Below are 26,609 nucleotides of genomic sequence, written 5' to 3'. Positions count from 1 at the left end.
GTGCGGCGCATTGCGTCGTCGTTAATCGGGAGGCTACTTCAATACCGTTGGTTACCCCGGCATGAAGGGCGTCGCGAATTCGCGATCGATTCTCCGTAAGACCCCGGAGAACTATCGCGTGCGTGCGCAATGCCTCCGTAGTTCTACCGGATGCGCACGCCTTCTCCTGCACGCATGGGGCGCACGGAACTATCCTGCGGTTTCGGAACCCGGCCGGCCTCCGCGGCAACGCGGATGGCCGCGATGTTGGCGGCATAATCGGCACTGTTCCTGCCGCGGAACACGGCGGAACCGGCAACGAGTGTGTCAGCGCCAGCGGCTGCTACCGCAGCGGCATTGTCACGCGTGACGCCGCCATCGACCTCGAGCCGGATCGGCCGCTCGCCGATCATGCTTCGAATGCGCGCGATCTTCTCGAGCTGGGATTCAAGGAAGGACTGGCCGCCGAAGCCCGGGTTGACCGTCATCACCAGCACGAGATCCAGACGATCGAGCACATATTCGATCGCGCTCTCGGGCGTTGCCGGACACAGGCTGACGCCGGCCTTCTTGCCGAGTGCGCGAATCGCCTGGAGCGAACGGTCGAGATGCGGGCCCGCCTCGGCATGCACGGTGATGACATCCGCCCCCGCTTTCGCGAACGCATCCAGATAGGGATCGACAGGCGCGATCATCAGATGCACGTCAAAGACCTTCTTCGTCACCGGCCGGATCGCCTTGATGACATCGGCGCCAAAACTGATGTTCGGCACGAAGTGGCCGTCCATGACGTCGCAATGGATCCAGTCGGCGCCGGTCGCATCGATTGCCGTGATCTCCTCGCCGAGGCGCGCGAAATCCGCCGCCAGGATCGAGGGGGCGATGAGGATTTCTCTGGTCATGGCTTTGCACTCCGCGCATCGGCTCCGCCGCTGAAGACGCGGCTCGCCAGGATATCCGCCGGATCGATGGTTTCGAGGTCGACGACATCGAGCATGCGATCGAGATCCGACACCAGGCGATCGGCCTGCCGCAGCCGGATGCGATCGACCGCGTTGCGGATCGAGCGCGCATTAGAGAAGAACGGTTGGGTCCGGCGCAGCGCGATATACCTCTCGAACGCCTCGCGCGCAGCCACCGAGAGGCGATAGCCACGCTCCTTCAACATCAGCTCGGCGATGACCAGCAACTCGGCTTCCGCATAATCCGGGAAGTCGATGTGATGGGCGATGCGCGAGCGGAAGCCGGGATTGGAGGCGAAGAAGCTCGTCATGCGCTCGCCGTAGCCGGCCAGGATCACCACGAGGTCGTCGCGCTGGTTTTCCATCACCTGGAGCAGGATCTCGATCGCCTCCTGGCCGTAGTCGCGTTCGTTGTCGGGCCGGTGCAAATAATAGGCCTCGTCGATGAAGAGCACGCCGCCCATCGCCTTCTTCAGGATCTCTTTGGTCTTCGGCGCGGTGTGGCCGATATATTGCCCGACGAGATCATCGCGCGTCACCGAGATCACCTGTCCGCGCCGCACGAAACCGAGGCCGTGCAGGATCTTTGCCATGCGCAGCGCCACGGTGGTCTTGCCGGTGCCGGGATTGCCTGTGAACGACATATGCAGCGTGGGCGGCGCGGAGGCGAGGCCGGCGCGCTGCCGGATGCGTTCGATCAGCAGCAGCGACGCGATCTGGCGCACGCGGTTCTTGACCGGCTTCAGGCCGATTAACTCCTGCTCGAGCTGCTGCAGCGTGTCGGTGATCCCTGCCGCTTCGGCTTCCTTGCGGAGATCGAAATTGGTCGCGCCGCCATCAGTGGTCGTCGCATGGGGAACGTCGAGCATCGGCACCTCGAAGAAAAGAGCTTCGCCGCGGGGGGAGCGGCGAAGCAGTGGTCCGCCAAGGATACGGAGCAGGGAGCGCTCCGCGCGGAGAGGAATGGTTATTGCGAAGCGTGGGCAGCCGGCTTGCGTACGGTGCTGTACCGGATTGCGCGCCCGCCAACCTCCTGCCGCACCAGCTCGAACTCGGCCTCTTGCGGCGGACGGTTGACAAGGAAGGATATCCGAACCGACTCCCAGCCGTGGCTGGAGTCGAAGCCGCTGATACGGACGTAACGGTCGCCGTACACTCGGCGGCATTCGGCGAGCTCCATCATCACGCCGGCAGCGTCCTGGAGATCGAACATCGGCAGGCCCCACATCTCCCAATAGGTGTTGCGAGGATGCGGATCGTCAGTGAACTCGATGTTCACCGCCCAGCCATTGGCGAGGCAATACTGCACCTGTTTGGTGATCTGGTCGTCGGTGAGGTCGGGCAGGAAGGAAAAACACCCTTGCGTCAGCTTCATCTCATGTCTCCTCAAACGGTTTCGAGCGCGGTCGGCACAAAGTCCGGCGTATCGGTGGATTCATAGTTGAAGCTCACGTCCTTCCAGACCTCGAGCGCGGCCTTCAGCGGCGTGCAGGTCTCGGCCGCTCTGGCCAGGATTTCCGGCCCTTCGTGGACGTAGTCGCGCCCCTCGTTGCGGGCGAGGATCATCGCCTCCAGCGCGACACGGTTCGCGATCGCACCCGCCGCAATGCCCATGGGATGGCCGATGGTGCCGCCGCCGAATTGCAGCACGACGTCCTCGCCGAGCAGATCGAGCAGTTGGTGCATCTGGCCGGCATGGATGCCGCCGGAGGCAACCGGCATCATCTTGTTCAGGCTCGCCCAGGACTGGTCGAAGAACAGGCCATGCTCGAGCCTGGTCGGATTGAAATCCTCGCGGCAGACGTCGTAATAGCCGCGCGTGGTGTTGGGATCGCCTTCGAGCTTGCCGACCACGGTGCCGGCATGGATGTGGTCGACGCCAGCCAGCCGCATCCATTTGGCGATGACACGGAATGACACGCCGTGGCTCTTCTGCCGCGTATAGGTCGAGTGGCCGGCGCGATGCAGATGCAGGATCATGTCGTTGCGGCGCGCCCATTTCGCCATGGACTGAATCGCGGTGTAGCCGATCACGAGATCGATCATCACGATGCACGACCCGAGCTCCTTGGCGAGCTCCGCGCGCTCGTACATGTCCTCCATCGTCCCGGCGGTGATGTTCAGATAGGTGCCCTTCACCTCGCCGGAGGCCGCCTGCGCGCGGTTCACCGCCTCCATGCAATAGAGGAAGCGGTCGCGCCAATGCATGAAGGGCTGCGAGTTGATGTTCTCGTCGTCCTTGGTGAAGTCGAGCCCGCCCTTCAGCGCCTCGTAGACGACGCGGCCGTAGTTGCGGCCCGAAAGTCCGAGCTTCGGTTTGACCGTTGCGCCCAGTAGCGGCCGGCCGAACTTGTCGAGCCGCTCGCGCTCGACCACGATGCCGGTCGCCGGGCCCTGGAATGTCTTCACATAAGCGACCGGGAAGCGCATGTCCTCAAGCCGGAGCGCCTTCAGCGGCTTGAAGCCAAAGACGTTGCCGATGATCGAGGCCGACAGGTTGGCGATCGAACCCGGTTCGAACAGGTCGAGGTCATAGGCAATGTAGGCGAAATACGAGCCAGGCGTGCCAGGCACCGGATCGACGCGATAGCACTTTGCACGATATTTCTCGGCAGCGGTCAGGCGGTCGGTCCACACCACCGTCCAGGTCGCGGTGGAGGATTCGCCGGCAACGGCGGCCGACGCCTCGATCGGGTCGACGCCCTCTTGCGGCGTCACGCGGAACAGCGCGATGACGTCGGTGTCCTTTGGCACATAGTCGGGCTCCCAATAGCCCATGCGCGCGTATTCCATCGTGCCCGATCGATAGCGCTCCTTGCCGCGGACAGTTCCTGCATGTGCATTCATGGCTCTCTCCTGCTCTTCTCTCTCTGAATGACTAGGCTGCGACCGGCTCGCGGGAGCCTGTGCGCGGGTCGAGTTCGCCAGTACGATAGCGACGCGCCATCTCGCTCAAGGGAACGACCTTGATCCTGCTGGCGTGGCCCGCCGTGCCGAACTGCTCGAAACGATCGCGGCAGAGCTCGCGCATCGCATCCATCGCGGGTTTCAGGAATTTGCGGGGATCGAACTCGTTGCGGCTCTGTGCGGCGACCTTGCGGAACACGGCGGTCATGGCGAGCCGGCAATCCGTGTCGATATTGACCTTGCGCACGCCGCTCTTGATGCCGCGCACGATTTCTTCTACCGGCACGCCCCAGGTTTGTGGCATCTCGCCGCCGAACTGGTTGAACATGTCTTGCAGTGGCTGCGGCACCGACGAGGAACCGTGCATCACGAGGTGCGTATTCGGCAGCCGGCGGTGGATCTCCTCGACCACCCGCATCGCCAAAATGTCACCATCCGGCTTGCGGCTGAATTTGTAGGCGCCGTGCGAGGTGCCCATTGCAATGGCGAGCGCATCGACCTTGGTAGCGCGAACGAAGTCGACGGCCTGGTCGGGATCGGTCAGCAACTGGTCGTGGCTGACCTTGCCCTCGACGCCGTGTCCATCCTCCTGCTCACCACCACCATGCTCGAGCGAGCCGAGCACACCGAGCTCTCCTTCGACGGAGGCGCCGACCCAATGCGCGAGATCGACGACGCGGCGGGTGATCGCGACGTTGTAGTCGTAGTCGGCCGCCGTCTTGGCGTCGGCATTGAGCGAGCCGTCCATCATCACGGAGGTAAAGCCGTGGGCAATGGCCGACGCACAGGTCGCCTCGTCGTTGCCGTGGTCCTGGTGCATGCAGAGCGGAATGTCCGGATAGGTTCGCTCCAGCGCGTCGATCATGTGCGAAAGCATGAGATCGCCGGCATAGCTACGGGCACCGCGCGAAGCCTGGATGATGACGGGCGCATCGACCTCGGCCGCCGCCTGCATGATCGCGATGCCCTGCTCCATATTGTTGATGTTGAATGCCGGCACCGCGTAGCCGTGGCTGGCGGCATGATCGAGCAATTGGCGAAGAGTGATACGGGCCACGAAGAGTCCTCCTGTTATTGCTTGCGGGCGCGGGCGATCGCCCGCCGGGCAGCCTCGGCGACGCCTTGCGGCGTGATGCCGAATTCGCGGTAGAGCACCGGAGCCGGTGCCGAGGCACCGAAGCCGCGCATGCCGACGAACTCGCCCTCAGCGCCGATCCAGCGATGCCAATCGCCGGCGACGGCCGCCTCGATACCGACGCGCGGCGCCGTGCCAAGAACCGCGGCGCGATAATCGTCCGGCTGCTCTTCGAACAGGGCGAAGCACGGCGCCGACACGACGGCGGCGCGGACATGCTCTGTTGCAAGCAGGCGCGCCGCTTCCAGCGCGATCGAGACTTCCGAGCCGGTCGCCATCAGCGTCACGTCGCGTCCGCCATCGGGCGAGACAATCACATAGGCTCCCCGCGCGACCCGGTTCCTGCCGCGGACGTCGCTGCGGAAGGTCGGCAACGCCTGGCGCGACAGGCACAACACGGAAGGACGATCCTCCGCTTCGAGCGCGCAATCCCAGGCTTCCAGGGTCTCGACCGCGTCGGCCGGGCGGAACACCAGAAGGTTCGGAATGACGCGAAGCGCGGCGAGATGCTCGACCGGTTGATGCGTCGGACCATCCTCGCCGAGGCCGATGGAGTCATGGGTCATCACGTGGATGACGCGCAGCCGCATCAGAGCCGCAAGGCGGATCGCCGGCCGGCTGTAGTCGGAGAAGGCGAGGAACGTGCCGCCATAGGGAATGAACCCGCCATGCAGCGCGAGGCCGTTCATCGCGGCCGCCATGCCGTGCTCGCGGATGCCGTAGTGGATGTAATTACCGGCGAACGCATCACGTCGGACAGGCGCCTGCGCCTTGGCGTGCGTCAGGTTCGAATGCGTCAGGTCCGCAGAGCCTCCGACAAATCCGGGGATCGTTCCCGCGATGCCGTCGAGCACCTGTTGCGAAGCCTGCCGCGTCGCGAGCTTCGGGCGCTCGCTGGCAAAGCGTTCGCGCAATTTCGCCGAGGCCTGGGCATAGGCGTTCGGCAGGGCAACCGACTTGCCCTCGATGAAGAGGTCACGCTGCTCTGGCGTCGCGCATTCGTAACGATCGAGCCAGGCGAGGCGATCCACCTGCCCGCGCTGCCCAATCATCCGCCACGCCTTCAGGATCGTGACAGGCACCACGAACGGCTGATAATCCCAGCCAAGCGTCCGCCGCGCCGCCGCGGTCTGCTCGGTGCCGAGCGGCGCGCCATGCGCCTTCTCGGTACCCTGCCGGTCCGGCGCGCCATAACCGATGATGGTGCGGCAGGCGATCAGCGATGGTTTTGCGCTCTCACGTTCCTCCGCGATAGCCTGCGCAACGGCCTCGGGATCGTGTCCGTCGACGCTGCGCACCGACCAGCCGGATGCAGCGAAGCGCGCCAGTTGGTCATCCGAGGTCGCGAGCGACGTCGGTCCGTCGATCGAGATGCCGTTGTCGTCGAACAGCACGATCAGGCGGCCAAGCTGGAGGTGACCTGCGAGCGAGATCGCCTCCTGGCTGATGCCTTCCATCAGGCAGCCGTCACCGGCGATCACATAGGTGAAGTGATCGACTAGGCCGTCGCCATGTCGCGCATTGGCCATCCGCTCGGCGAGCGCCATGCCGACGGCCGTGGCGATGCCCTGCCCTAGCGGTCCGGTCGTGGTCTCGACGCCCGGCGTGTGGCCATATTCGGGATGGCCCGGCGTCTTCGAGCCCCATTGCCGGAACGCCTTGATGTCGTCGAGGCTGACATCGCCACCGGACAGATACAGCAACGCATAGAGCAGCATCGAGCCGTGGCCCGCCGAGAGCACGAAGCGGTCGCGGTCCGGCCAGTTCGGATGCGCCGAGTCGAATTTGAGGAAGCGCGAGAACAGCACGGTCGCGACGTCGGCCATGCCCATGGGCAGGCCGGGATGACCGGACTGCGAGGTCTCGATGGCGTCGACCGCGAGGAAACGGACGGCGTTGGCGAGATCGTTGTGCGCGACCGCCGTGAGGTCGGCATCGGCGTGGACGGAGATGTTCATCAGGTCCTCCCCTTGTTCACTTCAGGTTTCGCTTGCGCTCGATGAGCTGCATGATCAGCGGTGTCAGGATCAGTTGCATCGCGAGGTCCAGCTTCGCGCCCGGACACACGATCGAGTTCGCGCGGGACATCCAGCTGTGCGGCAGCATCGAGAGCAGATAGGGGAAGTCGATGCCGCGCGGATTCTTGAAGCGGATCACGACCATCGATTCGTCAGGCGTCGGGATCCAGCGCGCGATGAACGGATTGGACGTGTCGACCGTCGGCACGCGCTGGAAGTTGATGTCGGTATCGGTGAACTGCGGGCAGATGTAATGGATGTAATCGGGCATCCGCCGCAAAATGGTGTCGGTGACTGCTTCGGTCGAATAGCCGCGGGCGCTGCGGTCACGGTGCAGCTTCTGGATCCATTCGAGATTGATGACAGGAACGACGCCGATCTTCAGGTCCGCATAGCGGGCGACATTGACCCGGTCGGTGACGACGGCGCCATGCAGCCCCTCGTAGAACAGCAGATCGGAATTCTCCGGGAGCTGCTTCCACTCGGTGAAGGTGCCGGGCGCCGCACCATGCAGCGCTGACTCCTCGGCGTCGTGGACGTAGTGCCGCGTCGTCGCAGTGCCGGTCTCGCCGTAGTCGCGGAATGCACGCTCGAGCTCCTCGAACAGATTGGTGTCCGGACTGAAATGACTGAAGTGCTTGTTGCCGCGTTCGGCCTCCTGCGCCATGCGCACGCGCATCTCGGCGCGGTCGTAACGATGGAACGCGTCGCCTTCGATGTAGACGGCGTTGACCTTCTCGCGGAAGAAGATCTGTTCAAACGTCTTCTTGACTGAAGTGGTGCCGGCGCCGGAGGAACCGGTGATGGAGATGATCGGATGCTTCCTGGACATGGGTCACCTCGCTCACAACCGGAAGAAACCGCGCCGCGCGAACAGCGGCGCAGAGACGCTGGCGACCAACAGCGGATCGCAGTGCAGTTCGGCGACACGCCTAACCTCGTTGCTGGAGCCCATGACCAGCGGCACGCGCTGATGCAGGTTTTGCGCCGAGAGATCGAGGATGCGCTCGCGTCCGGTCGAGGCCGAGCCGCCGGCCTGCTCGATGATCATCGCCATCGGGTGTGCCTCGTAGACGAGGCGCAGGCGGCCGTCGCCATAGCCGGGCCGCGCGTCGCAGGGATAGAGGAACACGCCACCGCGAGTCAGAATGCGATAGGCCTCCGCGACCAGCGAGCCGATCCAGCGCATATTGAAATTGTGATTGGCGGGCCCATCGACGCCGGCGAGACACTCGTCGACGAAGGCGCGCACCGGCGCGTCCCAATGCCGGCGGTTCGACGCATTGATCGCGAACTCGTCGCACGCCTCAGATATCTGCACAGCGCTGCGCGCAAGACGGAAGCAGCCGGCCTTGCGGTCGAGGGTGAAGATGTCGACGCCGTCGCCGAGCGTCAGCACCAGCGAGGTCTGCGGAGCGTAGGTGACGAAGCCCGCCGCCAGTTGCGCCGAACCGCGCTGATGGAAGGCGAGACCGAGATCGTCCGGCGCGGGCAGGATCGAGAAGATCGTGCCGACAGTCATGTTGAGATCGATGTTGGAGGAACCGTCGAGCGGATCGATCGCGACGCAGATCTTTGCCGCGCGGTCGCCGATCTGAGGCTCGCGCATTTCCTCCGATGCAAGTGCTGCGATCGGCAGCCTGCCGAGGCAGCGGCGCAGAATCGCATCCGCCTGCACATCGAGGTCACGCTGGAGATCACCGTCGCTGTTGCGGCCGGTTGTGAGGCCCGAGGCGTCTGCGAGCCCCCCCGTGCCGATAAGGTCGGAGATCTCGATTGCGGCGGCTGCAATGGCATCAACTGCCGCCGCCACCGCGAGCGCATGCGGCGCCGTCTCGGAATAGCGTTGAAGGTGGTCGTCCAGCCTGAGTTGCCCGGTCATCTGCGTCCATCCCCTTGCTGGCGCCGCATCCAGTTCCCTCCGTTTTGGAGGTCGGTGCGGTCGGTCCCGGCATGAGGAGATTGACAGGGGCGGCTTAATAAGGAAAATTTCTATTCATAATGAGCGCCAAAGAATTTTCTTATAATGGCCCTGGCCATGCGGCGACCCAGCTCCGGCATCTGACGATCCGGCAGTTGCGCTCGCTTGCGGCGCTTTCGGCCAAGGGCAGCGTCACCGCGGCCTCGACCCAGCTCGGGCTGACCCAGCCGGCCGTAACCCAGCAGCTGCGGCAGCTTCAGGACCTCGCCGGCCTGCCGCTGGTGCAGCGGACCGGCGACGGCATGCTGCTGACGGAGGCCGGCAAGGAGGTGCTGGCGCTCGCCGAACGCGTCGAAGCCGCGATCGCCGACTGCCAGGGCGCGCTTGATCTGCTCGCAGGGAAGACCGGCGGCACGGTGCATCTCGGCGCAGTCTCGACCGCGAAATATTTCGTGCCGCACGCGATCGCGGCGTTCTCCAAGCGCTCACCGAAGATCGAGATCAAGCTGACCGTCGGCAACCGCGAGGAGATCCGCGAGGCCATGCATGGCTACGATCTCGATTTCGCGGTGATGGGTCGGCCACCGGCCGACGTCAGCGTCGACGTCCGTCAGCTCGGACGCAATCCGCACATCATCGTCGCGCGCAAGGGGCATTGGCTGGAGAAGGATTCAGGCCTGAGCCTGACCGATCTCGTGCACGAGACCTTCCTCACCCGCGAGCCGGGATCAGGCACGCGCACGCTGATGGAGGGGATGTTCCAGAAGTCCGATCTCGAGCCGATCATCGGCATGGAGATGAGCAGCAACGAGACCATCAAGCAGGCGGTGATCGCAGGGCTCGGCATCGCCTTCATCTCGGCGCATACGGTGGCGCATGAGCTTGCCGAAGGCCGCCTCATCGTGCTCGACGTCGCAGGCCTGCCGATCGTCCGGCAATGGTACGTGATCCGCCGCAGCGACAAGGTGCTGCTGCCGCCGGCGCAGGCGATGTTCGATTTTTTGGGCTCGGAAGGCTCGAACTATCTGCCCGAATTGCCCGAGTTCGGCGAGCGATAGCGTGTCGGCGCTCAGCCCATCAGCTTCATCGCGACCGTCGCCGCCAGAATGACGATGATCTGGAGCAGGCGCTCTGTCGTGAAGATGCGGTTGAAGGTGGTCATCGCTCGCCCCGGCCGTCATAGAGATCCGGACCAGTTGCTAGCACACACGAGCAGCGGCGTAACTCCGTAGTCGTCACGGGTTCTGCTCGCGCAGCGGATCGTCGGAACTCGAAATGTTTCGAACGATTCAAATCTGATGTCCCGGAATTGCTGAACGCCCAACGTGTTCATGCACGCAGTGACTTCGCGTGCACGGATGCGTCTTGCCCCGCATCCTGCCGCATCCTTGGGGAATTCGGGTGAGCTTTGAAGTGCAAGGGAGGGCGCGATGAACCGCATCGCCGCCAACGGAAATCTATTGTCCTTTGCCAGCCATGTTGCCGGCCGCGGGATCGCTGGCAGCGTGCTGGCCGCATTGATGACTTCAGGCGCATTCTTCGCCAGTCCACAGGCCTTCGCGCAATCCGCGCCGGCGCCGGGCGCAATGCTTCCTCCCGTCAATGTCACGGCGCCCGAGGCGCAGCGCCGCTCCAATTCGTCCACGGCCTCGCGCCGGTCGGGCGGCACGCGCTCGCGCCGCACGCAGACGGCGCGGCGGCCGGAGACGACGCCCGCACCAAAACCGTTCGCCGAGTCGCAGGACGCCCGCACCGGCACCGCCGGCTATTTCGCCAACAGCACCTCCGTTGCCACGAAGTCCAACACGCCGATCGTCAACATCCCGCAATCGCTGTCCGTCATCACCCACGAGCAGATCCGCGACCAGAATTACCAGGGCCTGACCGACGTGACGCGCTACGTGCCGAGCGTCGCCGTCCATCAGGGCGAGGGCAATCGCGACGAGCTCGTCATCCGCGGCGTCGACTCCAGCGCGAATTTCTTCGTCAATGGCTTTCGCGACGACGTCCAGTATTTCCGCGACATGTACAACACAGAGAGCATCGAAGTGCTGAAGGGGCCGAGCGCGATCATCTTCGGCCGCGGCGCCGGCGGCGGACTGCTCAACCGCACGCTCAAGGAGGCCGACGGCAACCGCATCTACGAGGCGACCGCGCAGACGGGGGCATGGGGCGACCGCCGCGTCACGCTCGATGCAGGCCAGACCATCAACGAGAACGTCGCGGCGCGGTTGAACGTGTTCTACGAGGGCAGCGATGCGTTCCGCGACTTCAACCACCTCGAACGCTACGGCATCAATCCGTCTGTCACGCTCAAGCCCGACGATTTCACCAAGGTCAAGCTCTCCTACGAATATTACCACGACGGCCGCACCGCCGATCGCGGCAATCCCTCGCAGAGCCTCCCCGGCGGCGTCACGCGGTTCAATCCGACGGCGCCGTTTGCGCCGAACGGCAATTTCCAGACCTTCTTCGGCAGCCCGAGCCTCAACATCGCGCAGGCGACGGTGCAGACCGGCATGGCGATCGTCGAGCACGATTTCCAGAACGGATTGACCGTCCGGAACGGCACCATCGCGGCCGACTACCAGAAGTTCTACCAGAACGTCTATCCCACCGGCGGGGCGCTCGCCGGCGCGGTCAATCCCGCCGACACCGCGGTCAATCTCGGCGCCTATCAGCACACCACCAACCGCGACAACGTCTTCAACCAGACCGATTTCATCTACAAGGGCTGGACCGGGCCGATCGCGCACACCGTGGGCTTCGGCACCGAGTTCGGCCGTCAGACCGGCGTCGACATCCGCAATACCGGCGTCTTCCCGAACGGCACCAACACCATCGTCCAGAACCCGTTCGCGCCGACCTATTTCGGGCCGGTCAACTTCGTCCACCACTTCACGGGCACGAATGCCGACGGCGTCACCACACCGGACTCCAACAGCAAATACGGCTTGAACATCGAGTCCGGGTACTTGCGCGACACCATCGAATTTTCGCGCGCGCTCCAGCTCATCGTAGGCACGCGGTTCGACCGGTTCGAAATGTCGGCACTGGACATGAACACCAACATCAACCGCGCCCGCACCGACAATCTGGTGTCGCCGCAGGCGGCCCTGATCGTCAAGCCGATGGAGACCATGTCGATCTACACCGCCTACAGCATCTCCTATCTGCCGGCCTCCGGCGATCAGTTCTCGGCGCTCACCGACGGCACGCTGATCCTGCAGCCGCAGAAGTTCGAGAACACCGAGGTCGGGATGAAGTGGAACATCAATCCGAAACTGTTGTTCTCGACCGCGATCTACAATCTGAATCGCACCAACCAGCCGATCGCCGACGGCAACAATCCCGGCTTCTTCTTCCCGTCCGGAGCCACGCTGACGCGCGGCTTCGAGGCGAGCCTGGTCGGCTACGTCACCGACCAATGGCAGTCCTCGCTGGGCTATGCCTATACGGACGCGAAGATCACCAGCGCGACATCGGCGACCATCGTGGCCGGCAATCGCGTGCAGCTCGTGCCGTATAATCAGTTCGCCTGGTGGAACAAGTACCAGTTCACGCCGATGTGGGCGGCGGCACTCGGCATCATCTATTTCGGCGATTCGTTTGCGTCGTCAGACGACACCGTGAGGCTGCCGAGCTTCGTGCGTTTCGATGCCGGCGTCTACGCCACGATCGATGCGAACTGGCGCGCGCAACTGACGGTCGAGAACATCTTCAACAAGGGATATTGGGCTTCGGCCGACGGCAACAACAACATCTCACCCGGCCAGGGCCGCACGGTGAGGGTTCAGGCGAGCTACCGGTTCTGATCCTCTGTCGCAGACAACGTCAGCGATCTCTTCGCTGACGTTCGTGTCGGATGGTTAACGCTTAAGCCGCGAGCCGCGTGGCATAATCGGCGCGAGCCGCGAAATAGGCTTCCAGCTCCGACAGCGCGCGGGCTTCCCATTCGCTGGCCTGCTCCAGCAGCGACCAGCGCTGGCCCGGCCGAAACGCCGCGGTCTGACGATAGAGCGATGCGATGCCGCGGTAGCGGCGCACGTTCTCGAAAATGGCGTGTCCGTTCATGTCGAAAACTCCCTTATTCCCGCGGGAGAAATTGCGGCCAAATCTTTTTCGAAAAGTTAGCGGCGCGATCGAAGCGCTCAGATGGTTGCCGGACTGTTGCGCGCGTGCAACGCGCGCGCTCCGTGCGGCACCTGATTATTGCGAATTCGTGGCTGGACTATCGCCCGACGACTTCAGCCCGCCCCGGCCGTTGATCGTCATGCTCGCGCGGCAGAGATCGGCCAGGCCGATCAGGAGCACGGCGAGCAGGCAGAACAGATTGATGGAATCGGCGTTCGCGCTGGACAGCGGCATGAACTCGAAGAAGGGCGGGATGAATGCCCACCACACCAGCGGTACAGTGAGCACCGCCGCGAACACCGCCGCCGGTGCACCTGCGACAAGGCCGAGCACGAACAGACTGGGCAGGAATGCCGCGAAATAGAGCTGCGCGCCGAGCGCGACACAGACGCCTTGAAGCGCAGCCGACGCTGCGACGACAACAAATCCGAGCAGAAACGCCTGCCACGACCATGGCCGTACTCGCGGTACGCCATACAGTCCCGCACGCCTCATAGAGCCTCCCTCCCGCCGCTAACCAGGCCGCTTGCGACCAAAGTACTACAACTGCAGGGAATTCGCGAGGCGGAAATTGCACCCTCCAGGCCGCCCTCACCCTGGCTTGGTAAACGGGCGCAGCACACAATCGTACCGCTATTCGGTTACTGCGTAGAGCAGGCTGGCGAGTGGCAGCGCAAGGCCAATGGCCGAGGCCAGCGTCCAGCCCCCTTGCGCGAACGCCAAGGTGCCGAGCGCGGATCCGGCCGCACCGGCCGCGAAGAACGTCGCCATATAGAGCCCGTTGAGACGGCTGCGGTTCTCGTGCCCGAGCACGAAGATGGCCCGGAAGCCCACGATGACATTGCCCTGCACGCCGAAATCGATCGCGATCGCCGCCGCGACGAGGCCGGTGAGGTTGAGCATCGATCCGGCCGCGCCGATATGCGTCGCCAGGAAGCCGAGGGCGACGAACAGCATCGAGGCGATCGTCGCGATGCGGCTATGGCCGCGATCGGCGAGCCGTCCTGCGATCGGCGCCGCGAACACGCCGGACACGCCGGCAAGCGCGAACAGCGCGATGCCGCTCTGGGTGAAGCCGAACTGGCTCGCAAGCTGGAGCGGCACCACCGTCCAGAACAGGGTGAAGGCGCCGAACAGGCCGGCCTGGTAGAGCGCGCGGCGCCGCAGGAGCGGCATGGTGCGCACCAGATGCGGCATCGACAATAGCAACGCACCGTAATGCATCCGTGCCACCGGCTTACGTTTCGGCAGCGTGAGACGCAGCACGACCGCGAGGACGATCATCAACGCCGCCGAGCAAAAGAACACCGCATGCCACGACAGCGCCGCCGTGATGAAGCTCGACACCGGCCGCGCCAGCATGATTCCGAGCATCAACCCGGTCGAGACGTTGCCGACGACACGACCGCGAATGGCCTCCGGCGCGAGGTGCGCGGCATAGGGAATGATGATCTGCACCGCGACCGAACCGAGCCCGATGAACAACGCGGCGATCAGGAACGGCAGCGCATGGGTCGCGAACGCGGCCGCGAGCAGCGCCGCCGCGCCGAGCGTGATGACGGTGCAGATCAGCGTGCGGTTCTCGACGAGATCGCCGAGCGGCACGATGAAGAGCAGCCCGGTGCCGTAGCCGATCTGCGTCATGGTCACGATCAGTCCGGCGGCCGCGTGCGACAGGCCGAGCGCGGCGCTGATCGGCGCGATCAGCGGCTGGGCATAATAGATGTTGGCGGCGACCATGCCACAGGCCGCGGCAAGCACGAAGGTCAGTCGCTGCGACACCGCATCCGGCTCGGGTGCGGCGTCGATCGTGGCATTCATCGTCATTCCAAACTCTCCAACACGTCAAAGTCTCCAGACATAGGAAGCAACCATTCCCTAATTCGATAAATGTTCAGGCAAGCAGTTTCATCGCGACGCCGACCAGGCGCTCGCCATCGAGCGGCAGGCGCGCCTTGCCGACAACGCGCAGGCCCTGCGTCATGCAGATCATCAGCCTCGCGGTGTCGTCGGCCTCGACATGGTCCGGAACCGAACCGTCGGCCTGTCCCTCGCGAATGAGGCCGGCGATGAAGGTTTCGTTGGTCTTGAGCTGCGCCGTGACACGCGCCCGCATCACCGGATCGACCGCCGACAGCTCGACCGCGCTGCCGACCACGATGCAGCCGCGGCGCCCCTCGCTGCCCTTGGAGTGCTCGACATACGACAGCAGCACGTTGCGCAATTTTTCGCGGCCGTTCGCACCCCGCGCTGCCGCGGCCCGGGTCTGCTCGCCTCGCACAGAGGCATAGCGCTCGAAGGCGGCGAGGAAGACGGCATGCTTGTCGCGAAACGCCTTGTAGACGCTACCGGTGGCAAGCCGCATGGCAGCAGTGAGGTCTCCGATCGAGGTGGCATGATAACCCCGCTCGCAAAACACCCGGATCGCGCCGTCCAGGGCCGTGTCCATGTCGAACTCCCGGGGACGGCCGGGTGGCTGAGCGGCAGGCTGGGATTGGCGGGCGGTCTTTTGCATCGCGGGATAATAGGGAATGATCGTTTCCGAATCAAGACACCTGGTTGTGATTGCTTGGACGGTATGGCGGCGGTGCAATGAGGGCATTGGTTGCCCCGTCATCCTGAGGTGCGAGTCATGGGACGCAACGCGTCCCATGAGGAGCCTCGAAGGATGCACGGCCCCGATAGAGCCGGGCCGTCGCCCTTCGAGGCTCGCCGAAGAGGCGAGCACCTCAGGGTGACGGGGATAGAGTTGCGCGCGCTGTCTCCTCATTGTCATTGCGAGCGCAGCGAAGCAATCCAGAATCCCTCCGCGGAAAGACTCTGGATTGCTTCGCTGCGCTCGCAATGACGGAGTATGAGGTGACGGCTTCGCTCCATCCGGGCTACAAGCGCATCACCCCTTCGGCCGCACCGGCGTGCCGTCCGCCATGGTCGCCACGCCCTTCCGCTCGACGATCATCCCATAGGCCTGCGGCTGACGGTGAACGTCGAAATTGAAAATCGTGCGCTTGTAGGAATTGCAGAGATCGAGATCGCAGCGGGCGAGTGCGAGCTCGTCGCCCTTGGTCGTGCATCGCGCGATGATCTCGCCGGAGGGCGCGATGATGATGCTGCCGCCGATATGGTCGACGCCCTCTTCAACGCCGGCCTTGGCGACGCCGATCACGAAGGTGCCGTTCTGGTAGGCGCCCGACTGCATCACCAGATGGTTGTGGAACAGCGAGAGGTCATCGTGCTCCGGTGCAGGCGGATTGTGCACCGGCGTGTTGTAGCCGATCAACACCATCTCGACGCCCTGCAGGCCCATGACCCGATAGGTCTCGCTCCAGCGGCGGTCATTGCAGATCGCCATTCCCATCACGCCGCCGAATGCGTCGACCACGCCGAAGCCGCTTCCCGGCTCGAAATAGCGCTTCTCCAGATGCTGAAACTTGCGCCAAGGCTCCTGCTCGGCGTGGCCAGGCAAATGAACCTTGCGGTATTTCGCAACGATGGCGCCGCTTTTGTCGACCAGGATTGACGTGTTGTAGTGGTGAACAATTCCAGCCTCGACCACGAGCTCGGCATAGCCGAGACAGAATCCAATGCCGCTCTCGCGCGCGAGATCGAACAGGGCCTGCGTCTCCGCCCCCGGCATCTCGCGCTCGAAAAAGCTGTCGATCTCGGCCTGGTCCTCGAAGTACCAGCGCGGAAAGAACGTGGTCAGCGCGAGCTCGGGATAGACGATCAGATCGCAGTCATTGGCCTTGGCCTGACGCATCAACGCCATCAGCCGCGCCACCACCTCACGCCTCGTCTCGGTCCTTGCAATCGGGCCGAGTTGGCCAGCCGCGACAGTCACAATTCTCGCCACGCGTCTGCCCTTCATTTGGTTCGTGGATTGTATTGAGCCCAAGCTTAACGTGCGCCACGCCTCGTGCACAGGCCGCCCAGCTGCTGAACCGGATGTCCATACCTAAGATAAGACCTCGCATTCTCGCGACGTACGACATCGTGCTCTCCCCGTCAGGCAGTCGCCAGCCCCTCTCCACTTGATAAGCCGGGACGGGCGGGGCAATTTGCGACTCGGAACCGACCACGCAACCGAGCCTGTGACCCCGTTCAGCAATTCCGAGCGGACAGACAATGCTTTCCAGGAAGGCGTCATGCCCGCTACCTCCGCCAACAAACTCAAGCTCTTTCGTATCCGCCTCGCTCCGAAGGGCCGGCGCAAACCGCCCCCCGGGCCGGATATCGAAGGAAAAATCCTCGACGCAGCCGAGTTCGTTTTCGGGCACTTCGGTTTTCGCGGCGCAACGACTGCACTGATCGCCAAGAAGGCTTCAATCGCGAAACCGCACATTTATTACTACTTCGAGGACAAGGAGGACCTCTATCGCGCGATCCTGGAGCGGGCGATGAACATGTGGGCCCGAGATATCGACAGCCTCGATACCGCGACCGACATCAAGACGATCCTCATTCAATACATCCACAAGAAGGTCGATTTCTCGCGAGATCACCCGCATTTGTCGCGCATCTACGCCAACGAAATCATCAGTGGCGCTCAATATGTCGGCAGCTTCATCGAAAAAGTTTCAACCCCGTTGCTGCTCGAGAAGGTGAAAACCGTCGACCAATGGGTTGCGGGCGGAGCGGTCCGGCCGATCAGCGCGGCCGATCTCTTCTTCTGCATTTGGGCAATGACCCAGGCTTATGCCGATTTTTCGAGCCAGATGACCATCATGAAGCAGAAGCGCCAGCTCGAACAGATCGACTACGACGCTGCAAAAGCCACGATCGTCCAACTCGTCCTCGGAGGTCTCGGCCTCGAAGACGACGAACGGCCGCCTGCCAAATCGAGCCGCCCTCGCAAGGCCAGGTGACGGTCCGAAGGCATCCTCAGGTCAGGCGCTTAAGAACGGCTACCTTTTTGTTTTGTCGTGTTTTCTTTAGCCGAGCCAAGGTCGGCTGAACGCGACGGCCGGCCTCTGTCCCAATCCCCAGAGCGACGACGTTCCGACGCGGCGCGCCGCGCCGATATGCGCTGCCGAACGGCGGCAACTGCCCACCCCCAAAACCACTTTTGTAAAATAATTTTACCGATCGTTAGAAATTGGTACGATGTTTGCTGTGACCTCGTTGCCTTGCAGTGCAGGCATCAACACGAGGACCGCGATGGAATCAGTGGGCTCCTCGACAGTGCAACAATGCCGCCGAGCAATCGCACCCGGCGGCCAGCAGTTGAGGTACAGGCCATGTCATCCAACAGCGGCGAAGTTCCAACCCTGGTCATTACCGGTGCTCACCCCAAACTCTATAACCACGACCTCGCGCCAACCGCCCCCGAAGGACGCACCTGGGGAGTGTTCAGCCTGTTTGCGATGTGGATGTCGGACGTCCACTCCGTCGGTGGTTACACGTTCGCTGCAAGCCTGTTCTTCCTCGGCCTGACGGGCTGGCAGGTGCTGATCTCCATGTTGGTCGGCATCACGGCGGTCTACTTTCTGATGAACCTGATCGGGCGCCCGTCGCTGCGCTACGGCATTCCTTTCCCGGTCGTTGCCCGCATCTCGTTCGGGGTGATGGGCGCCAATCTTGCCGCCATGGTGCGGGGCGTCGTCGGCATCGTCTGGTACGGCGTGCAAACCTACTTTGCCTCGAAGGCCGTGCAGGTCCTGATCGTCACCCTGGTGCCGTCGGCCGCCGATCTCACCCACAACAGCATTGTCGGCCTGTCCACGCTTGCGTGGTTCAGCTTCCTGTTCATGTGGCTGTTCCAGCTTCTCATCTTCCTGAGCGGCATGGAGCGCATCCGCCGCTTCATCGATTTCTGCGGGCCGGTGGTGTACGTCGTCATGTTCGCGCTGGCGATCTGGATGCTGTGGCAAGCCGGTTTCTCGAGCCTGTCGCTCCAGCTCAGCCCACCGGCCGCCTCCAACGCCGCGACGATCGGGGTGATGGCGAATGCCGCGATGCTGATCGTGGCCTACTTCTCGGCCCTCCTGCTCAATTTCGGTGACTTCGCCCGGTTCGGCAAGGACGAGCAAGCGATGAAGATGGGCAATCTCCTCGGCCTGCCCGTCAACTTCCTGGTCTTCTCGATCATCACGGTCATCGTGACGGCCGGCACGCTGAAGGTGTTCGGGGAGGCGATCATGGACCCCGTGCTGATCGTGGAGAAGATCGGCAATCCGTTCGTCGTCATCGTCGGATCAATCACGTTCATCGTCGCGACGATGGGCATCAACATCGTCGCCAACTTCGTTTCGCCCGCTTACGACATCTCCAACCTCAATCCCCAGCGCATCAATTTCAAGCTGGGCGGCCTCATCACCTCGATCCTGTCGGTGCTGGTGTGTCCGTGGCTGTTCGTGGCAAGCCCATCGGCTATCACGCTGTTCGTCAGCATCTTCGGCTCCGCGCTCGGGCCGATGTTCGGCATCATGATCGCCGACTATTACCTCGTGAAGCGGCAGATCGTCGTGCTGGATGACCTCTACACGATGTCGCCGAGCGGCGAATTCCACTACGATGGCGGCTGGAACCACAAGGCTCTGATTGCGCTCGCCGTATCCGGCACGCTGTCGATCGGGCTGTCGCTGGCGGGCGCCTACGGGCTGATGTTCAACGTCGGCGACTGGGGCTGGTTGATTGGCGCCAGCGTCGGCGCGATTGTTTACAGTGCGCTCTCGAAACAGGAGAGCAGCGTCATCGCCGCTCTCCCCGCGGGCGAATGACCATCAGGATCCGGACAGCCGAGCCGGCACCAGCCGGTTCGGCCGGCAAGCGTGGTCCCCGGCGCACGACACCGATCAACCCTAGCGCGAAGAGCGCGACGGTACTCGATCGATTGCGAGCGGCCGACGGGGATTTTCGTTGCCAATCTGCAACGGTTCCCGACGATCTAAGACCGGACAAAAGAAACGCCCATTGCGGCCACGAACCCTGCTCACAACGCCGTGAGACAAGTCAGGGGAATGACGATGCGTGCACAGCGCGTTTGGAACGTGAATGGAGCCGCCAGCATCGGGCAGCTTCAGTCCAGATTGGACGATTTGAACAAGCGACTGAATCAGCTTGAAAGCCAACATCCCGAGAGCTGGAAGGTCGAAGAGCTGAAATCGAGCGCGCTCAGCCTGTCGCGGGAGATCGACGACATCCGCTGCGCCGAGGCGACGGCGGCGTTGCGAGAATTGCTGCGAAAATAGACAGCGGCAGGCCGCAACGGATTCGTGATCCGCAGCGCGCCCGGCTTTGTGCACAATCCAGCCACATCTTGGACGTTCATTAGGTACCTGCACGTCTCGGGAGCGAGCGCGCGCTCGTCTTCGCGATGGCGGGACACCGACTACAAGATCGTGACCGCACATCGCAGAAATTGACCAAGCCATGAGCACGCCCGCTGCTTCGGCCAGCCCTGAACGTCACATCGTCGTTCTCGTCTATCCGGATATCATGGCGATGGACGTGTGCGGCCCGCTGGAAGCATTCGCCATGGCGAATGCACTTGCCGGGCGCGGCCTGTACCGTCTGTCGGTCGCCGCTGTGACCGCCGATCCGATCACGACATCGCTGGGGTTTTCCATCGTTCCCAACGCCGCGCTCGCCGATCTCGCTGGCCCGATCGACACGCTTCTGGTCGCGGGCGGATATGGCCACGTCGCCGCGCTGCGCGACCCGGCGCTGACAGGCTGGCTGCGCGAAGCGGCCCCGCGCGCGCGACGGCACGGCTCGATCTGCACCGGCGCTTTTCCGCTCGCTGCGGCCGGCCTTCTCGACGGCAAACGCGCGACCACGCATTGGGCGCTGGCACCGTCTTTCGCGCAGAATTATCCGGCAACGACGCTCGATATCGACAGCATTTTCGTGCGCGATGGCCAGACCTATACGTCCGCGGGCATCACCGCCGGGATCGATCTCGCGCTTGCCTTGATCGAGGAAGATCACGGGCGAACCTTTGCGCTGCGCGTCGCCCGCAGCCTGGTGGTGTTCCTGAAGCGCCCGGGCGGACAATCGCAGTTCTCGACACATCTTCAGGCGCAGTTCAGCGCGGTTCCCGCCCTCCGCAAGGCGCAGGAATGGGCACTCGCGCACCTCGCCGAGGATCTCAGCGCGGAGGCGCTCGCGGCCCATGTCGGGATGAGCGAGCGGAATTTTCGCCGGCTGTTCGTCGACGAGCTCCACGAGACACCGCGCGAATATGTCGAGCGGATCCGTCTCGACGAGGCCCGGCGTCAGATCGAGGACACCGACCTTCCCGCCCAGACTGTCGCAAAACGATGCGGTTTCGGCTCCGTGCACAGCCTGCGGCGCGCCTTCGTCCGTCGGCTAGGCGTGACACCGCAATGGTATCGGGCACAGTTTCAGAAGAACGAAGCGGCGCGCGACGTCATTTAAACTTCCGATTGCAATCTTTGGCCGGATTTACTCCATCTTTGGCCAGGACTGCACTCGCGGTGCGATGGCCGGTGCAAGCGTTTCGTTGTTTAGTTGCGACATTGCCCCGCCGCTCGTCGCGGCGTTGAAAGGAGCGCATGCGAGATGCGCACCAGTGAAATTGTAAATCTTTTTCCGGATACCGATTTTCACGCCGTACCGGCGGTTCTGGACCATCTCTCGGCCGGCGTGGCCCTGCTCGATCGCAGGCTCCACGTCCAGTTTGCCAACAAGGCCTTCCGTGCGATGACGAATGACGGCGCGCTGGCTTTGCGCGGCCGGACGCTGTCGAGCGCATGGCCGGCCTCCGCACGGCAATTCGACCGCATGACCCGCTCGGCGCTATCAGGCGCGCCCGGCGGCACCATGGCCATCCCCCATCCAGGCGACGGGCGCCTCATCACCATTCTGGTGACGCCGGCGCAGGGCCGCTCCCTCGACGGCTTCGCGAAGCTCGGGGATCACGACAGCGCGGCGATCATCTTCATGCTCGATCCGGCCCGGCCACCCACGTTGCCGCCGCAATGGATTATGGACGCCTACAAGCTGACCAGGGCTGAGGCGCAGGTCGCGCTGCAGGCCTCGCTCGGCCACTCCGTGTCCACCATCGGGATCCGGCTCGAGATTTCACCGAATACGGTCAAGACCCATTTGCGCCGCGTCTTCGCCAAGACCGGCGTCCGCGGCCAGGCGGAGCTGGTGGGCCTGCTCTCGGCGCTGCGCTCCGTGCGCGGAGACGATTGCGGGGCTTGAGGCAGGATGTTCGCCCGCGGCCCATCCTTCGAGACGCCCGCCTGCGGCGGGCCCTCAGGATGAGGGCACGTTTTGCGGCGAGATATCAGACCCTCATGGTGAGGAGCCCGCCAAAGCGGGCGTCTCGAACCATGCAGGCCGAGCCCTCCCGGCAGGCTCCAGCTGTCATATGCCAAAGATCCAAGGAACCAACGCTCAGCCCCGCCATTTTCCATGGAGAGCATGGAGCACAATCATGACCAGGCACCTGACGCGAGCCCATCTCCCGCGCGGTGTGGCCGGCGCGGTTTCCACGCTGGTCCTGTGCGCGACGGCGGCCTTCACCATCGCGCACCACTTCGCGCTGTGAGGAAATTCGCATGACGTCCGACCCCGAGGAATCGGTGAGGCTGCAAGGCTTTGGCGAGATGACGTTGCGCACGGCGGTCGCGACGGTGATGCCGCTTGCACCGCGCGAACGCGCAGACGCCGCGATCTTCCGCGTCCGCGACGGCGTGCGCCTGGCCTCAAGCGAGATCGCCGAACTTGCGTCAGAGTGGGGCATCGTGCCGGCAGCTCAAATCAGGTCGCCGAAACTGGTCCCCGAGCCGCGCTGGCCGGACATTGTCCGCGGCATGGTGCGAGAGGCCCCGCTGCCGTCGCTGATGGTGGCGTTTTTGCTGGGCGTGCTGGTGACGCGCAGATGATGGCGCGCGCTCGCGAGGACACACTCGCGTGAAATGGATCGCCGTGTGCCGCGAAAACCTGAAGAAACCGATGTTGCTCGCGAAATCGCGATCCTCCCGCACGGAACGCCTTAAGGCAGCAGGGGATTGGGCCTCCTGTCGAAACCAGACATGGAGACAACCATGAGACGTATGAAACTTGTGAGCGCGGCCGTACTGATGGCCGCGATTTTGCCGCTCGCGGCAGCAACCCCCAGCCTCGCCGCGGGACGCGGTCCGGGTGGGTGCACCCCACCGGGTGGAGACGCTGTCGGCGCCGCCGGTCCGGCCATGAACGGCGGCCAGTTGATGGCCGGCGTCGGTCAATGCCGTCCCATCGGTGGTTGGCATCAAACCAACACCTACGGCAATTGGGGGCCCGGTTACGGATATGACGAGCCCCGCTGGGGCGCACCGCTTACGCACCCTACCAGTACTGAAGCCCAGTACTGAAGATCACAACGGCGCGGTCGATCTCGACCGCGCCGTTTGCGTTGGATGAACACCGATCAGAGTCAGGGATCCGGGCCCGGCGCGATCCGCGAGACGTCATTGACCGCGAGCGTCAATCCGCGAGCCATGCCGCGGGCTCAGGCCGCCCTGCCCCGCCAAATCGGCCGTGGACCCGCCCCGAAAATCGTTGCAAAAAGGCGCTCCCGAGGCGCTGGCGGCCGGTCCGCCAAGCCTCCGGAAAACGTCAATTTTGGGATAATGGTCGGAGTGGCAGGATTCGAACCTGCGACCCCTGCGTCCCGAACGCAGTGGGCATGTTCTAAGTTATTGATGTTTGTGCTGTGGCAGTCGTTCCCATCCCGTTTTGTTCACGTTCGTTTCACCCAATTCGTTGCGATTTCGTTGCGGAGTTACTCTACGAGAACAGCGCTTGCTAGGGCGTTGGAATCTTCGGAAGGTCAATGCGTTTGGCCGGAGTCGGAGCAAGCCCGGCGACCAAGCGGGGCCGTTGGAGACGGCCGACTCGCAAAGACTCGTGCCGCGACCACTTGTACGCGACGCCCCAACTTAAGACCGCGAGAATGACCTTTTTGTCGTCGGTTCGATTCCGGCAAGGGGCACCCAAGTATAAAACACAAGTAATAACAATATCTTGTGGCTCTGGTTCGATTCCTGATTTTTCAGTAGAACTTGGTCGGCGCATTTGAAAACGTTAGTAAAAGTTCGCGGAAGCGCCGCTGCAGCCGATCGTTTTGCTGGTATTTTTGCTGGTATCTAGGGGCAAACGTTGACGGCGAATTTCGCGATTCCCGAACGAGGGAATTGAGTAGATGGCCCGCAAGAACGATGGCGCGAGCGGCAAGGCGATCCCCACGAGAACCTTGAAGCGACGTATCGACTCGCCGAAGTGAGCTTTGGCTAGGGGCGACTTCGAACTCTTTGAAGCCGGGAGCAATCGAACTGGTTGACGTGACTGCGGCGGATGTTAGCGGCCGGAATAGGCACCATCCTTGAAGCGCAGAAATAGATCCGCCTTCTCGCGATCGTGCATGCTGGAAACATGATGCAGAAAGGCAATGTTGGCTTGCTGTGAAGCATCAATGAGATCGCGAAGAAGCTCCGCGTTCTGCAAGGCCGTGCCAGTCAGGTTCGCTCGATCTGCCGCTACCTCGTCCGACGGCGTTTCCGTGAAATAGCTGTGCATTTTGCCCAGCGTCCCCACGACGACGTCTGCGAGCAGGATGCCGGGTTCGGCCTTCGAATCCGCAAAGCGATAATGCGTGACCGGTCTGCCATTGCTGGTAAGCGGCGTCTGCAGAAACTCCGTCTGGATCGACGGCTCCATGTCGAGGACATGGCTGGCGTGTTTGAATACGGCGATGCGGCCCTGATAGAAAACGCTAAAGTTGTCGAGCAGCAGGTTGGACGGATAGCCTTCAATGAATTCGAGACTATCGAGCCCTCGGCCGGCCTTCAGTACCTGCTTCAAGATTGTAGCATTTTGTGCCGGCAGCACGGCGCTATTGAGCTCCAGGATAGCGATAAGCTCGTTCAGGAGCGGCTTGCGACTTTCGGGACCCAGGCCGGGATATCCGTAGCGATAGAATAGGCCGATCGTAGCTGAAAGATCTCTTCTCAGCACGGCAACCAGGTCGCTCTTTAGTAACGCATGGTAGTGGAGCAGCCAGGCATCACCTAGCTTAAACAGAATTGAATCGATGATATCGACGATCGACCAGTAGATTGGATCGAGTTCATGATAGTGAATCATGAACCCGTTGTCGGTGATCCAACGAAGGAAGGTCGTCATCTTCGCAGACTCGAGCACCCTCAGAAAGTCGCCTTTCGCAACATGTTCGAGTTTGATTTCAGGGGCTGTCTTTTGAATACGCATTGCGGCCCGCAAAGGCTGAATGTCGATGGAGCGTGGCGGCCCTTCATGCACAACGCCACCCAAAACGAAGACCTTCAGCTCTGCGATGTTCAACCCTTGAGCGTCGACACGCAGCTTGCGAATATTATTCGTCTCGTCGTGATAGAATGTATAGCCATCGTTGACCCCGGCGAGCCCGTACATCCGTATTTGAGACTCTCTGAACTCATCGACATCCACAAATCTATCCTCCGAGCTTTCACGCTCCCACATATAATGAGTTTTCCCCGGGGGCGCCGGAACTAACGGCAGAGGTGGATAGGCAGGAAGGTGACGTTAGCCGGCGTTTGCTTTGGGGTGAACTCGATAACACCGAAGCGGATCGTACCGTCGTCGCCAAAACCGAGCTGGATGCACATTTTCTTCAGCGCGAGCCCGTCATGTCAGAGCCATACGAGAACCTTCTCGGCCCCTTCTTTGACGCGAGCATCTTTCTCGCCTAGATCGTCGCGGCTCGTAAAATATTGACCGACCGAGCCGGCAACGATGTCGGCCGCACTCAGCAGGTCGAGATAGTCGGTGCTCCGCTCGCTGAAAGGCAGCGCACCCCCTATCAGACAAATCTGGCGGTCAGTATAAAGGCCGAGGACGTTTTGGAATAAGGCGAGTAAACGGTTGTGCGCGCCCAAGTCTGGGCAAATCGCGTCATGGTCGGACATCCAGAAAATCTTCTGGCCTTCATGCCCAAGCAGCCCGATCAAAAACGCGGCCGCATGAACGACGCGAAGCGCCTTTTCTGCAATCTCCGGCTTAAGCTTGAGTCCGTGTTCCTCGAGCATCTTAGTCAAGGCCTCGCCCGTTGCCCGGTTTTGAGGGCCAAACAGTGAGACAATCCGTTTGTCCACAACTACAGTGAAGAGTAGTCCCGGCACGTACCCATTCAGCAGGTCGAGGTAGCCTGGCAGGGCCTTGCGCATAAGGCCCATCCCGAAGTCCTTGAATTCGATTTCTTTGACGTCAAGCCCGCTAATTTCGCGGTGCTTTTTCATTTCTCTCCAAAATGTGGCCAACGAACCCCAGGCGCACATCAAGAAGGAATACGTCAGATAATTGCTGGCACTGTCCTCACAACCATAGTCGGAGAAGATTCCGACGGTGGTATTGGCAAGCGCACTCAGGTCCGGCAACAGCAGCAGGCCCACGGCTTCACGCTTCTTCAGCTCTGTTTGGATGGCCACAACCAGAGGCGAATATTGGCCCTCGTGCTCAGGCTTGAGCACGTTGAGATTTGGCTCGTGGAGAATAATCTGACGGGCCCTGGCGATCAAATCTGGATCGAATGAAAACTTCAT

General features: G+C 62.7%; 24 protein-coding genes. 9 read left to right on the top strand and 15 right to left on the bottom strand.

The window, feature by feature from the left end; all coding sequences use genetic code 11:
- Window positions 1-143: 143 nt before the first annotated feature.
- The 8 genes from rpe to FXB40_RS32335 all read right to left on the bottom strand — a co-directional run bounded on the left by rpe (window position 144) and on the right by FXB40_RS32335 (window position 8,883).
- Window positions 144-881, bottom strand: coding sequence for a ribulose-phosphate 3-epimerase (gene rpe, locus FXB40_RS32370; protein WP_148776196.1), 738 nt, complete (start codon window positions 879-881; stop codon window positions 144-146).
- Window positions 878-1,810: a CbbX protein gene (cbbX, locus tag FXB40_RS32365; protein ID WP_187437295.1), complete on the bottom strand. Its 933-nt coding sequence runs from the start codon at window positions 1,808-1,810 to the stop codon at window positions 878-880. Before cbbX ends, rpe begins: the two co-directional genes overlap by 4 nt.
- A 98-nt stretch (window positions 1,811-1,908) precedes the next feature.
- Entirely contained in the window at window positions 1,909-2,316 is a 408-nt protein-coding gene (locus FXB40_RS32360; protein WP_148776193.1) for a ribulose bisphosphate carboxylase small subunit, read from the bottom strand.
- Window positions 2,317-2,327: 11 nt separating this feature from the next.
- A complete protein-coding gene (locus FXB40_RS32355; RefSeq protein ID WP_148776191.1) occupies window positions 2,328-3,788 on the bottom strand; it encodes a form I ribulose bisphosphate carboxylase large subunit in 1,461 nt (486 codons plus the stop codon).
- Between the two features lie 31 nt (window positions 3,789-3,819).
- On the bottom strand, window positions 3,820-4,905 hold the full coding sequence (gene fba / locus FXB40_RS32350; protein ID WP_148776189.1) for a class II fructose-bisphosphate aldolase: 1,086 nt from the start codon (window positions 4,903-4,905) through the stop codon (window positions 3,820-3,822).
- Between the two features lie 14 nt (window positions 4,906-4,919).
- Complete coding sequence (gene tkt, locus FXB40_RS32345; protein ID WP_148776187.1) at window positions 4,920-6,941, bottom strand: transketolase; 2,022 nt, start codon at window positions 6,939-6,941, stop codon at window positions 4,920-4,922.
- A 16-nt stretch (window positions 6,942-6,957) separates the two neighbouring features.
- On the bottom strand, window positions 6,958-7,833 hold the full coding sequence (locus FXB40_RS32340; RefSeq protein ID WP_148776185.1) for a phosphoribulokinase: 876 nt from the start codon (window positions 7,831-7,833) through the stop codon (window positions 6,958-6,960).
- 12 nt (window positions 7,834-7,845) lie between these two features.
- Window positions 7,846-8,883: a class 1 fructose-bisphosphatase gene (locus FXB40_RS32335; RefSeq protein WP_148776183.1), complete on the bottom strand. Its 1,038-nt coding sequence runs from the start codon at window positions 8,881-8,883 to the stop codon at window positions 7,846-7,848.
- Between the two features lie 119 nt (window positions 8,884-9,002).
- On the opposite strand from FXB40_RS32335, the gene FXB40_RS32330 reads away from it, so the two are divergent.
- Both FXB40_RS32330 and FXB40_RS32325 read left to right on the top strand, forming a co-directional pair.
- On the top strand, window positions 9,003-9,980 hold the full coding sequence (locus tag FXB40_RS32330; protein WP_148776181.1) for a LysR family transcriptional regulator: 978 nt from the start codon (window positions 9,003-9,005) through the stop codon (window positions 9,978-9,980).
- A 372-nt stretch (window positions 9,981-10,352) separates the two neighbouring features.
- The gene (locus FXB40_RS32325) at window positions 10,353-12,737 is read left to right on the top strand and encodes a TonB-dependent receptor (protein ID WP_148776179.1); all 2,385 of its coding nucleotides are present in this window, start codon (window positions 10,353-10,355) and stop codon (window positions 12,735-12,737) included.
- Between the two features lie 61 nt (window positions 12,738-12,798).
- Here the strand turns inward: FXB40_RS32325 and FXB40_RS32320 are convergent, their stop codons facing one another.
- The 5 genes from FXB40_RS32320 to FXB40_RS32295 form a co-directional block, all read right to left on the bottom strand.
- Window positions 12,799-12,996, bottom strand: coding sequence for a hypothetical protein (locus FXB40_RS32320; protein ID WP_148776178.1), 198 nt, complete (start codon window positions 12,994-12,996; stop codon window positions 12,799-12,801).
- Between the two features lie 135 nt (window positions 12,997-13,131).
- Window positions 13,132-13,551 carry a DUF4118 domain-containing protein gene (locus tag FXB40_RS32315; RefSeq protein WP_148776176.1) on the bottom strand — a complete coding sequence of 140 codons (420 nt, stop codon included), beginning with the start codon at window positions 13,549-13,551 and terminating at the stop codon, window positions 13,132-13,134.
- A gap of 138 nt (window positions 13,552-13,689) precedes the next feature.
- Window positions 13,690-14,883 carry an MFS transporter gene (locus FXB40_RS32310; protein ID WP_148776174.1) on the bottom strand — a complete coding sequence of 398 codons (1,194 nt, stop codon included), beginning with the start codon at window positions 14,881-14,883 and terminating at the stop codon, window positions 13,690-13,692.
- Between the two features lie 67 nt (window positions 14,884-14,950).
- Window positions 14,951-15,571 (bottom strand): TetR/AcrR family transcriptional regulator, encoded by a 621-nt coding sequence (locus tag FXB40_RS32305; RefSeq protein WP_148776172.1) that lies wholly within the window; start codon window positions 15,569-15,571, stop codon window positions 14,951-14,953.
- A 378-nt stretch (window positions 15,572-15,949) separates the two neighbouring features.
- Window positions 15,950-16,909, bottom strand: a complete 960-nt coding sequence (locus tag FXB40_RS32295) for an N-carbamoyl-D-amino-acid hydrolase (protein WP_148776168.1) — start codon at window positions 16,907-16,909, stop codon at window positions 15,950-15,952.
- A gap of 292 nt (window positions 16,910-17,201) precedes the next feature.
- Between FXB40_RS32295 and FXB40_RS32290 the strand changes: the two genes are divergently transcribed.
- From FXB40_RS32290 to FXB40_RS32260, 7 genes are all read left to right on the top strand, one after another.
- Window positions 17,202-17,921 carry a TetR/AcrR family transcriptional regulator gene (locus tag FXB40_RS32290; protein WP_148776166.1) on the top strand — a complete coding sequence of 240 codons (720 nt, stop codon included), beginning with the start codon at window positions 17,202-17,204 and terminating at the stop codon, window positions 17,919-17,921.
- A 372-nt stretch (window positions 17,922-18,293) separates the two neighbouring features.
- Window positions 18,294-19,775 (top strand): NCS1 family nucleobase:cation symporter-1, encoded by a 1,482-nt coding sequence (locus FXB40_RS32285; protein ID WP_148776164.1) that lies wholly within the window; start codon window positions 18,294-18,296, stop codon window positions 19,773-19,775.
- 246 nt (window positions 19,776-20,021) lie between these two features.
- Window positions 20,022-20,246, top strand: coding sequence for a hypothetical protein (locus FXB40_RS32280; RefSeq protein ID WP_148776162.1), 225 nt, complete (start codon window positions 20,022-20,024; stop codon window positions 20,244-20,246).
- A 181-nt stretch (window positions 20,247-20,427) separates the two neighbouring features.
- Entirely contained in the window at window positions 20,428-21,435 is a 1,008-nt protein-coding gene (locus tag FXB40_RS32275) for a GlxA family transcriptional regulator (RefSeq protein ID WP_148776160.1), read from the top strand.
- A gap of 144 nt (window positions 21,436-21,579) precedes the next feature.
- Window positions 21,580-22,227 (top strand): helix-turn-helix transcriptional regulator, encoded by a 648-nt coding sequence (locus FXB40_RS32270; protein WP_148776158.1) that lies wholly within the window; start codon window positions 21,580-21,582, stop codon window positions 22,225-22,227.
- A 359-nt stretch (window positions 22,228-22,586) separates the two neighbouring features.
- Window positions 22,587-22,913, top strand: coding sequence for a hypothetical protein (locus tag FXB40_RS32265; protein WP_148776156.1), 327 nt, complete (start codon window positions 22,587-22,589; stop codon window positions 22,911-22,913).
- 162 nt (window positions 22,914-23,075) lie between these two features.
- Window positions 23,076-23,384 carry a hypothetical protein gene (locus FXB40_RS32260; protein ID WP_148776154.1) on the top strand — a complete coding sequence of 103 codons (309 nt, stop codon included), beginning with the start codon at window positions 23,076-23,078 and terminating at the stop codon, window positions 23,382-23,384.
- Window positions 23,385-24,369: 985 nt separating this feature from the next.
- Here the strand turns inward: FXB40_RS32260 and FXB40_RS32255 are convergent.
- Window positions 24,370-25,497, bottom strand: coding sequence for a hypothetical protein (locus tag FXB40_RS32255; protein WP_148776152.1), 1,128 nt, complete (start codon window positions 25,495-25,497; stop codon window positions 24,370-24,372).
- A gap of 203 nt (window positions 25,498-25,700) precedes the next feature.
- Window positions 25,701-26,609, bottom strand: coding sequence for a hypothetical protein (locus FXB40_RS32250; RefSeq protein ID WP_148776150.1), 909 nt, complete (start codon window positions 26,607-26,609; stop codon window positions 25,701-25,703).

It is taken from the genome of Bradyrhizobium rifense (assembly GCF_008123425.1).
Classification (GTDB): Bacteria; Pseudomonadota; Alphaproteobacteria; order Rhizobiales; family Xanthobacteraceae; genus Bradyrhizobium; species Bradyrhizobium rifense.
The sequence above is the reverse complement of the archived record's forward strand: the minus strand, read 5'-3'. Positions and strand labels throughout refer to the sequence as shown.

Excerpts from the sequence above, each read along its gene's own strand:
- rpe (WP_148776196.1), bottom strand. The coding sequence starts at position 881 with ATGACCAGAGAAATCCTCATCGCCCCCTCGATCCTGGCGGCGGATTTC.
- cbbX (WP_187437295.1), bottom strand. The coding sequence starts at position 1,810 with ATGCTCGACGTTCCCCATGCGACGACCACTGATGGCGGCGCGACCAAT.
- FXB40_RS32360 (WP_148776193.1), bottom strand. The coding sequence starts at position 2,316 with ATGAAGCTGACGCAAGGGTGTTTTTCCTTCCTGCCCGACCTCACCGAC.
- FXB40_RS32355 (WP_148776191.1), bottom strand. The coding sequence starts at position 3,788 with ATGAATGCACATGCAGGAACTGTCCGCGGCAAGGAGCGCTATCGATCG.
- tkt (WP_148776187.1), bottom strand. The coding sequence starts at position 6,941 with ATGAACATCTCCGTCCACGCCGATGCCGACCTCACGGCGGTCGCGCAC.
- FXB40_RS32340 (WP_148776185.1), bottom strand. The coding sequence starts at position 7,833 with ATGTCCAGGAAGCATCCGATCATCTCCATCACCGGTTCCTCCGGCGCC.
- FXB40_RS32335 (WP_148776183.1), bottom strand. The coding sequence starts at position 8,883 with ATGACCGGGCAACTCAGGCTGGACGACCACCTTCAACGCTATTCCGAG.
- FXB40_RS32330 (WP_148776181.1), top strand. The coding sequence starts at position 9,003 with ATGAGCGCCAAAGAATTTTCTTATAATGGCCCTGGCCATGCGGCGACC.
- FXB40_RS32325 (WP_148776179.1), top strand. The coding sequence starts at position 10,353 with ATGAACCGCATCGCCGCCAACGGAAATCTATTGTCCTTTGCCAGCCAT.
- FXB40_RS32320 (WP_148776178.1), bottom strand. The coding sequence starts at position 12,996 with ATGAACGGACACGCCATTTTCGAGAACGTGCGCCGCTACCGCGGCATC.
- FXB40_RS32315 (WP_148776176.1), bottom strand. The coding sequence starts at position 13,551 with ATGAGGCGTGCGGGACTGTATGGCGTACCGCGAGTACGGCCATGGTCG.
- FXB40_RS32310 (WP_148776174.1), bottom strand. The coding sequence starts at position 14,883 with ATGACGATGAATGCCACGATCGACGCCGCACCCGAGCCGGATGCGGTG.
- FXB40_RS32305 (WP_148776172.1), bottom strand. The coding sequence starts at position 15,571 with ATGCAAAAGACCGCCCGCCAATCCCAGCCTGCCGCTCAGCCACCCGGC.
- FXB40_RS32290 (WP_148776166.1), top strand. The coding sequence starts at position 17,202 with ATGCCCGCTACCTCCGCCAACAAACTCAAGCTCTTTCGTATCCGCCTC.
- FXB40_RS32285 (WP_148776164.1), top strand. The coding sequence starts at position 18,294 with ATGTCATCCAACAGCGGCGAAGTTCCAACCCTGGTCATTACCGGTGCT.
- FXB40_RS32280 (WP_148776162.1), top strand. The coding sequence starts at position 20,022 with ATGCGTGCACAGCGCGTTTGGAACGTGAATGGAGCCGCCAGCATCGGG.
- FXB40_RS32275 (WP_148776160.1), top strand. The coding sequence starts at position 20,428 with ATGAGCACGCCCGCTGCTTCGGCCAGCCCTGAACGTCACATCGTCGTT.
- FXB40_RS32270 (WP_148776158.1), top strand. The coding sequence starts at position 21,580 with ATGCGCACCAGTGAAATTGTAAATCTTTTTCCGGATACCGATTTTCAC.
- FXB40_RS32265 (WP_148776156.1), top strand. The coding sequence starts at position 22,587 with ATGACGTCCGACCCCGAGGAATCGGTGAGGCTGCAAGGCTTTGGCGAG.
- FXB40_RS32260 (WP_148776154.1), top strand. The coding sequence starts at position 23,076 with ATGAGACGTATGAAACTTGTGAGCGCGGCCGTACTGATGGCCGCGATT.
- FXB40_RS32250 (WP_148776150.1), bottom strand. The coding sequence starts at position 26,609 with ATGAAGTTTTCATTCGATCCAGATTTGATCGCCAGGGCCCGTCAGATT.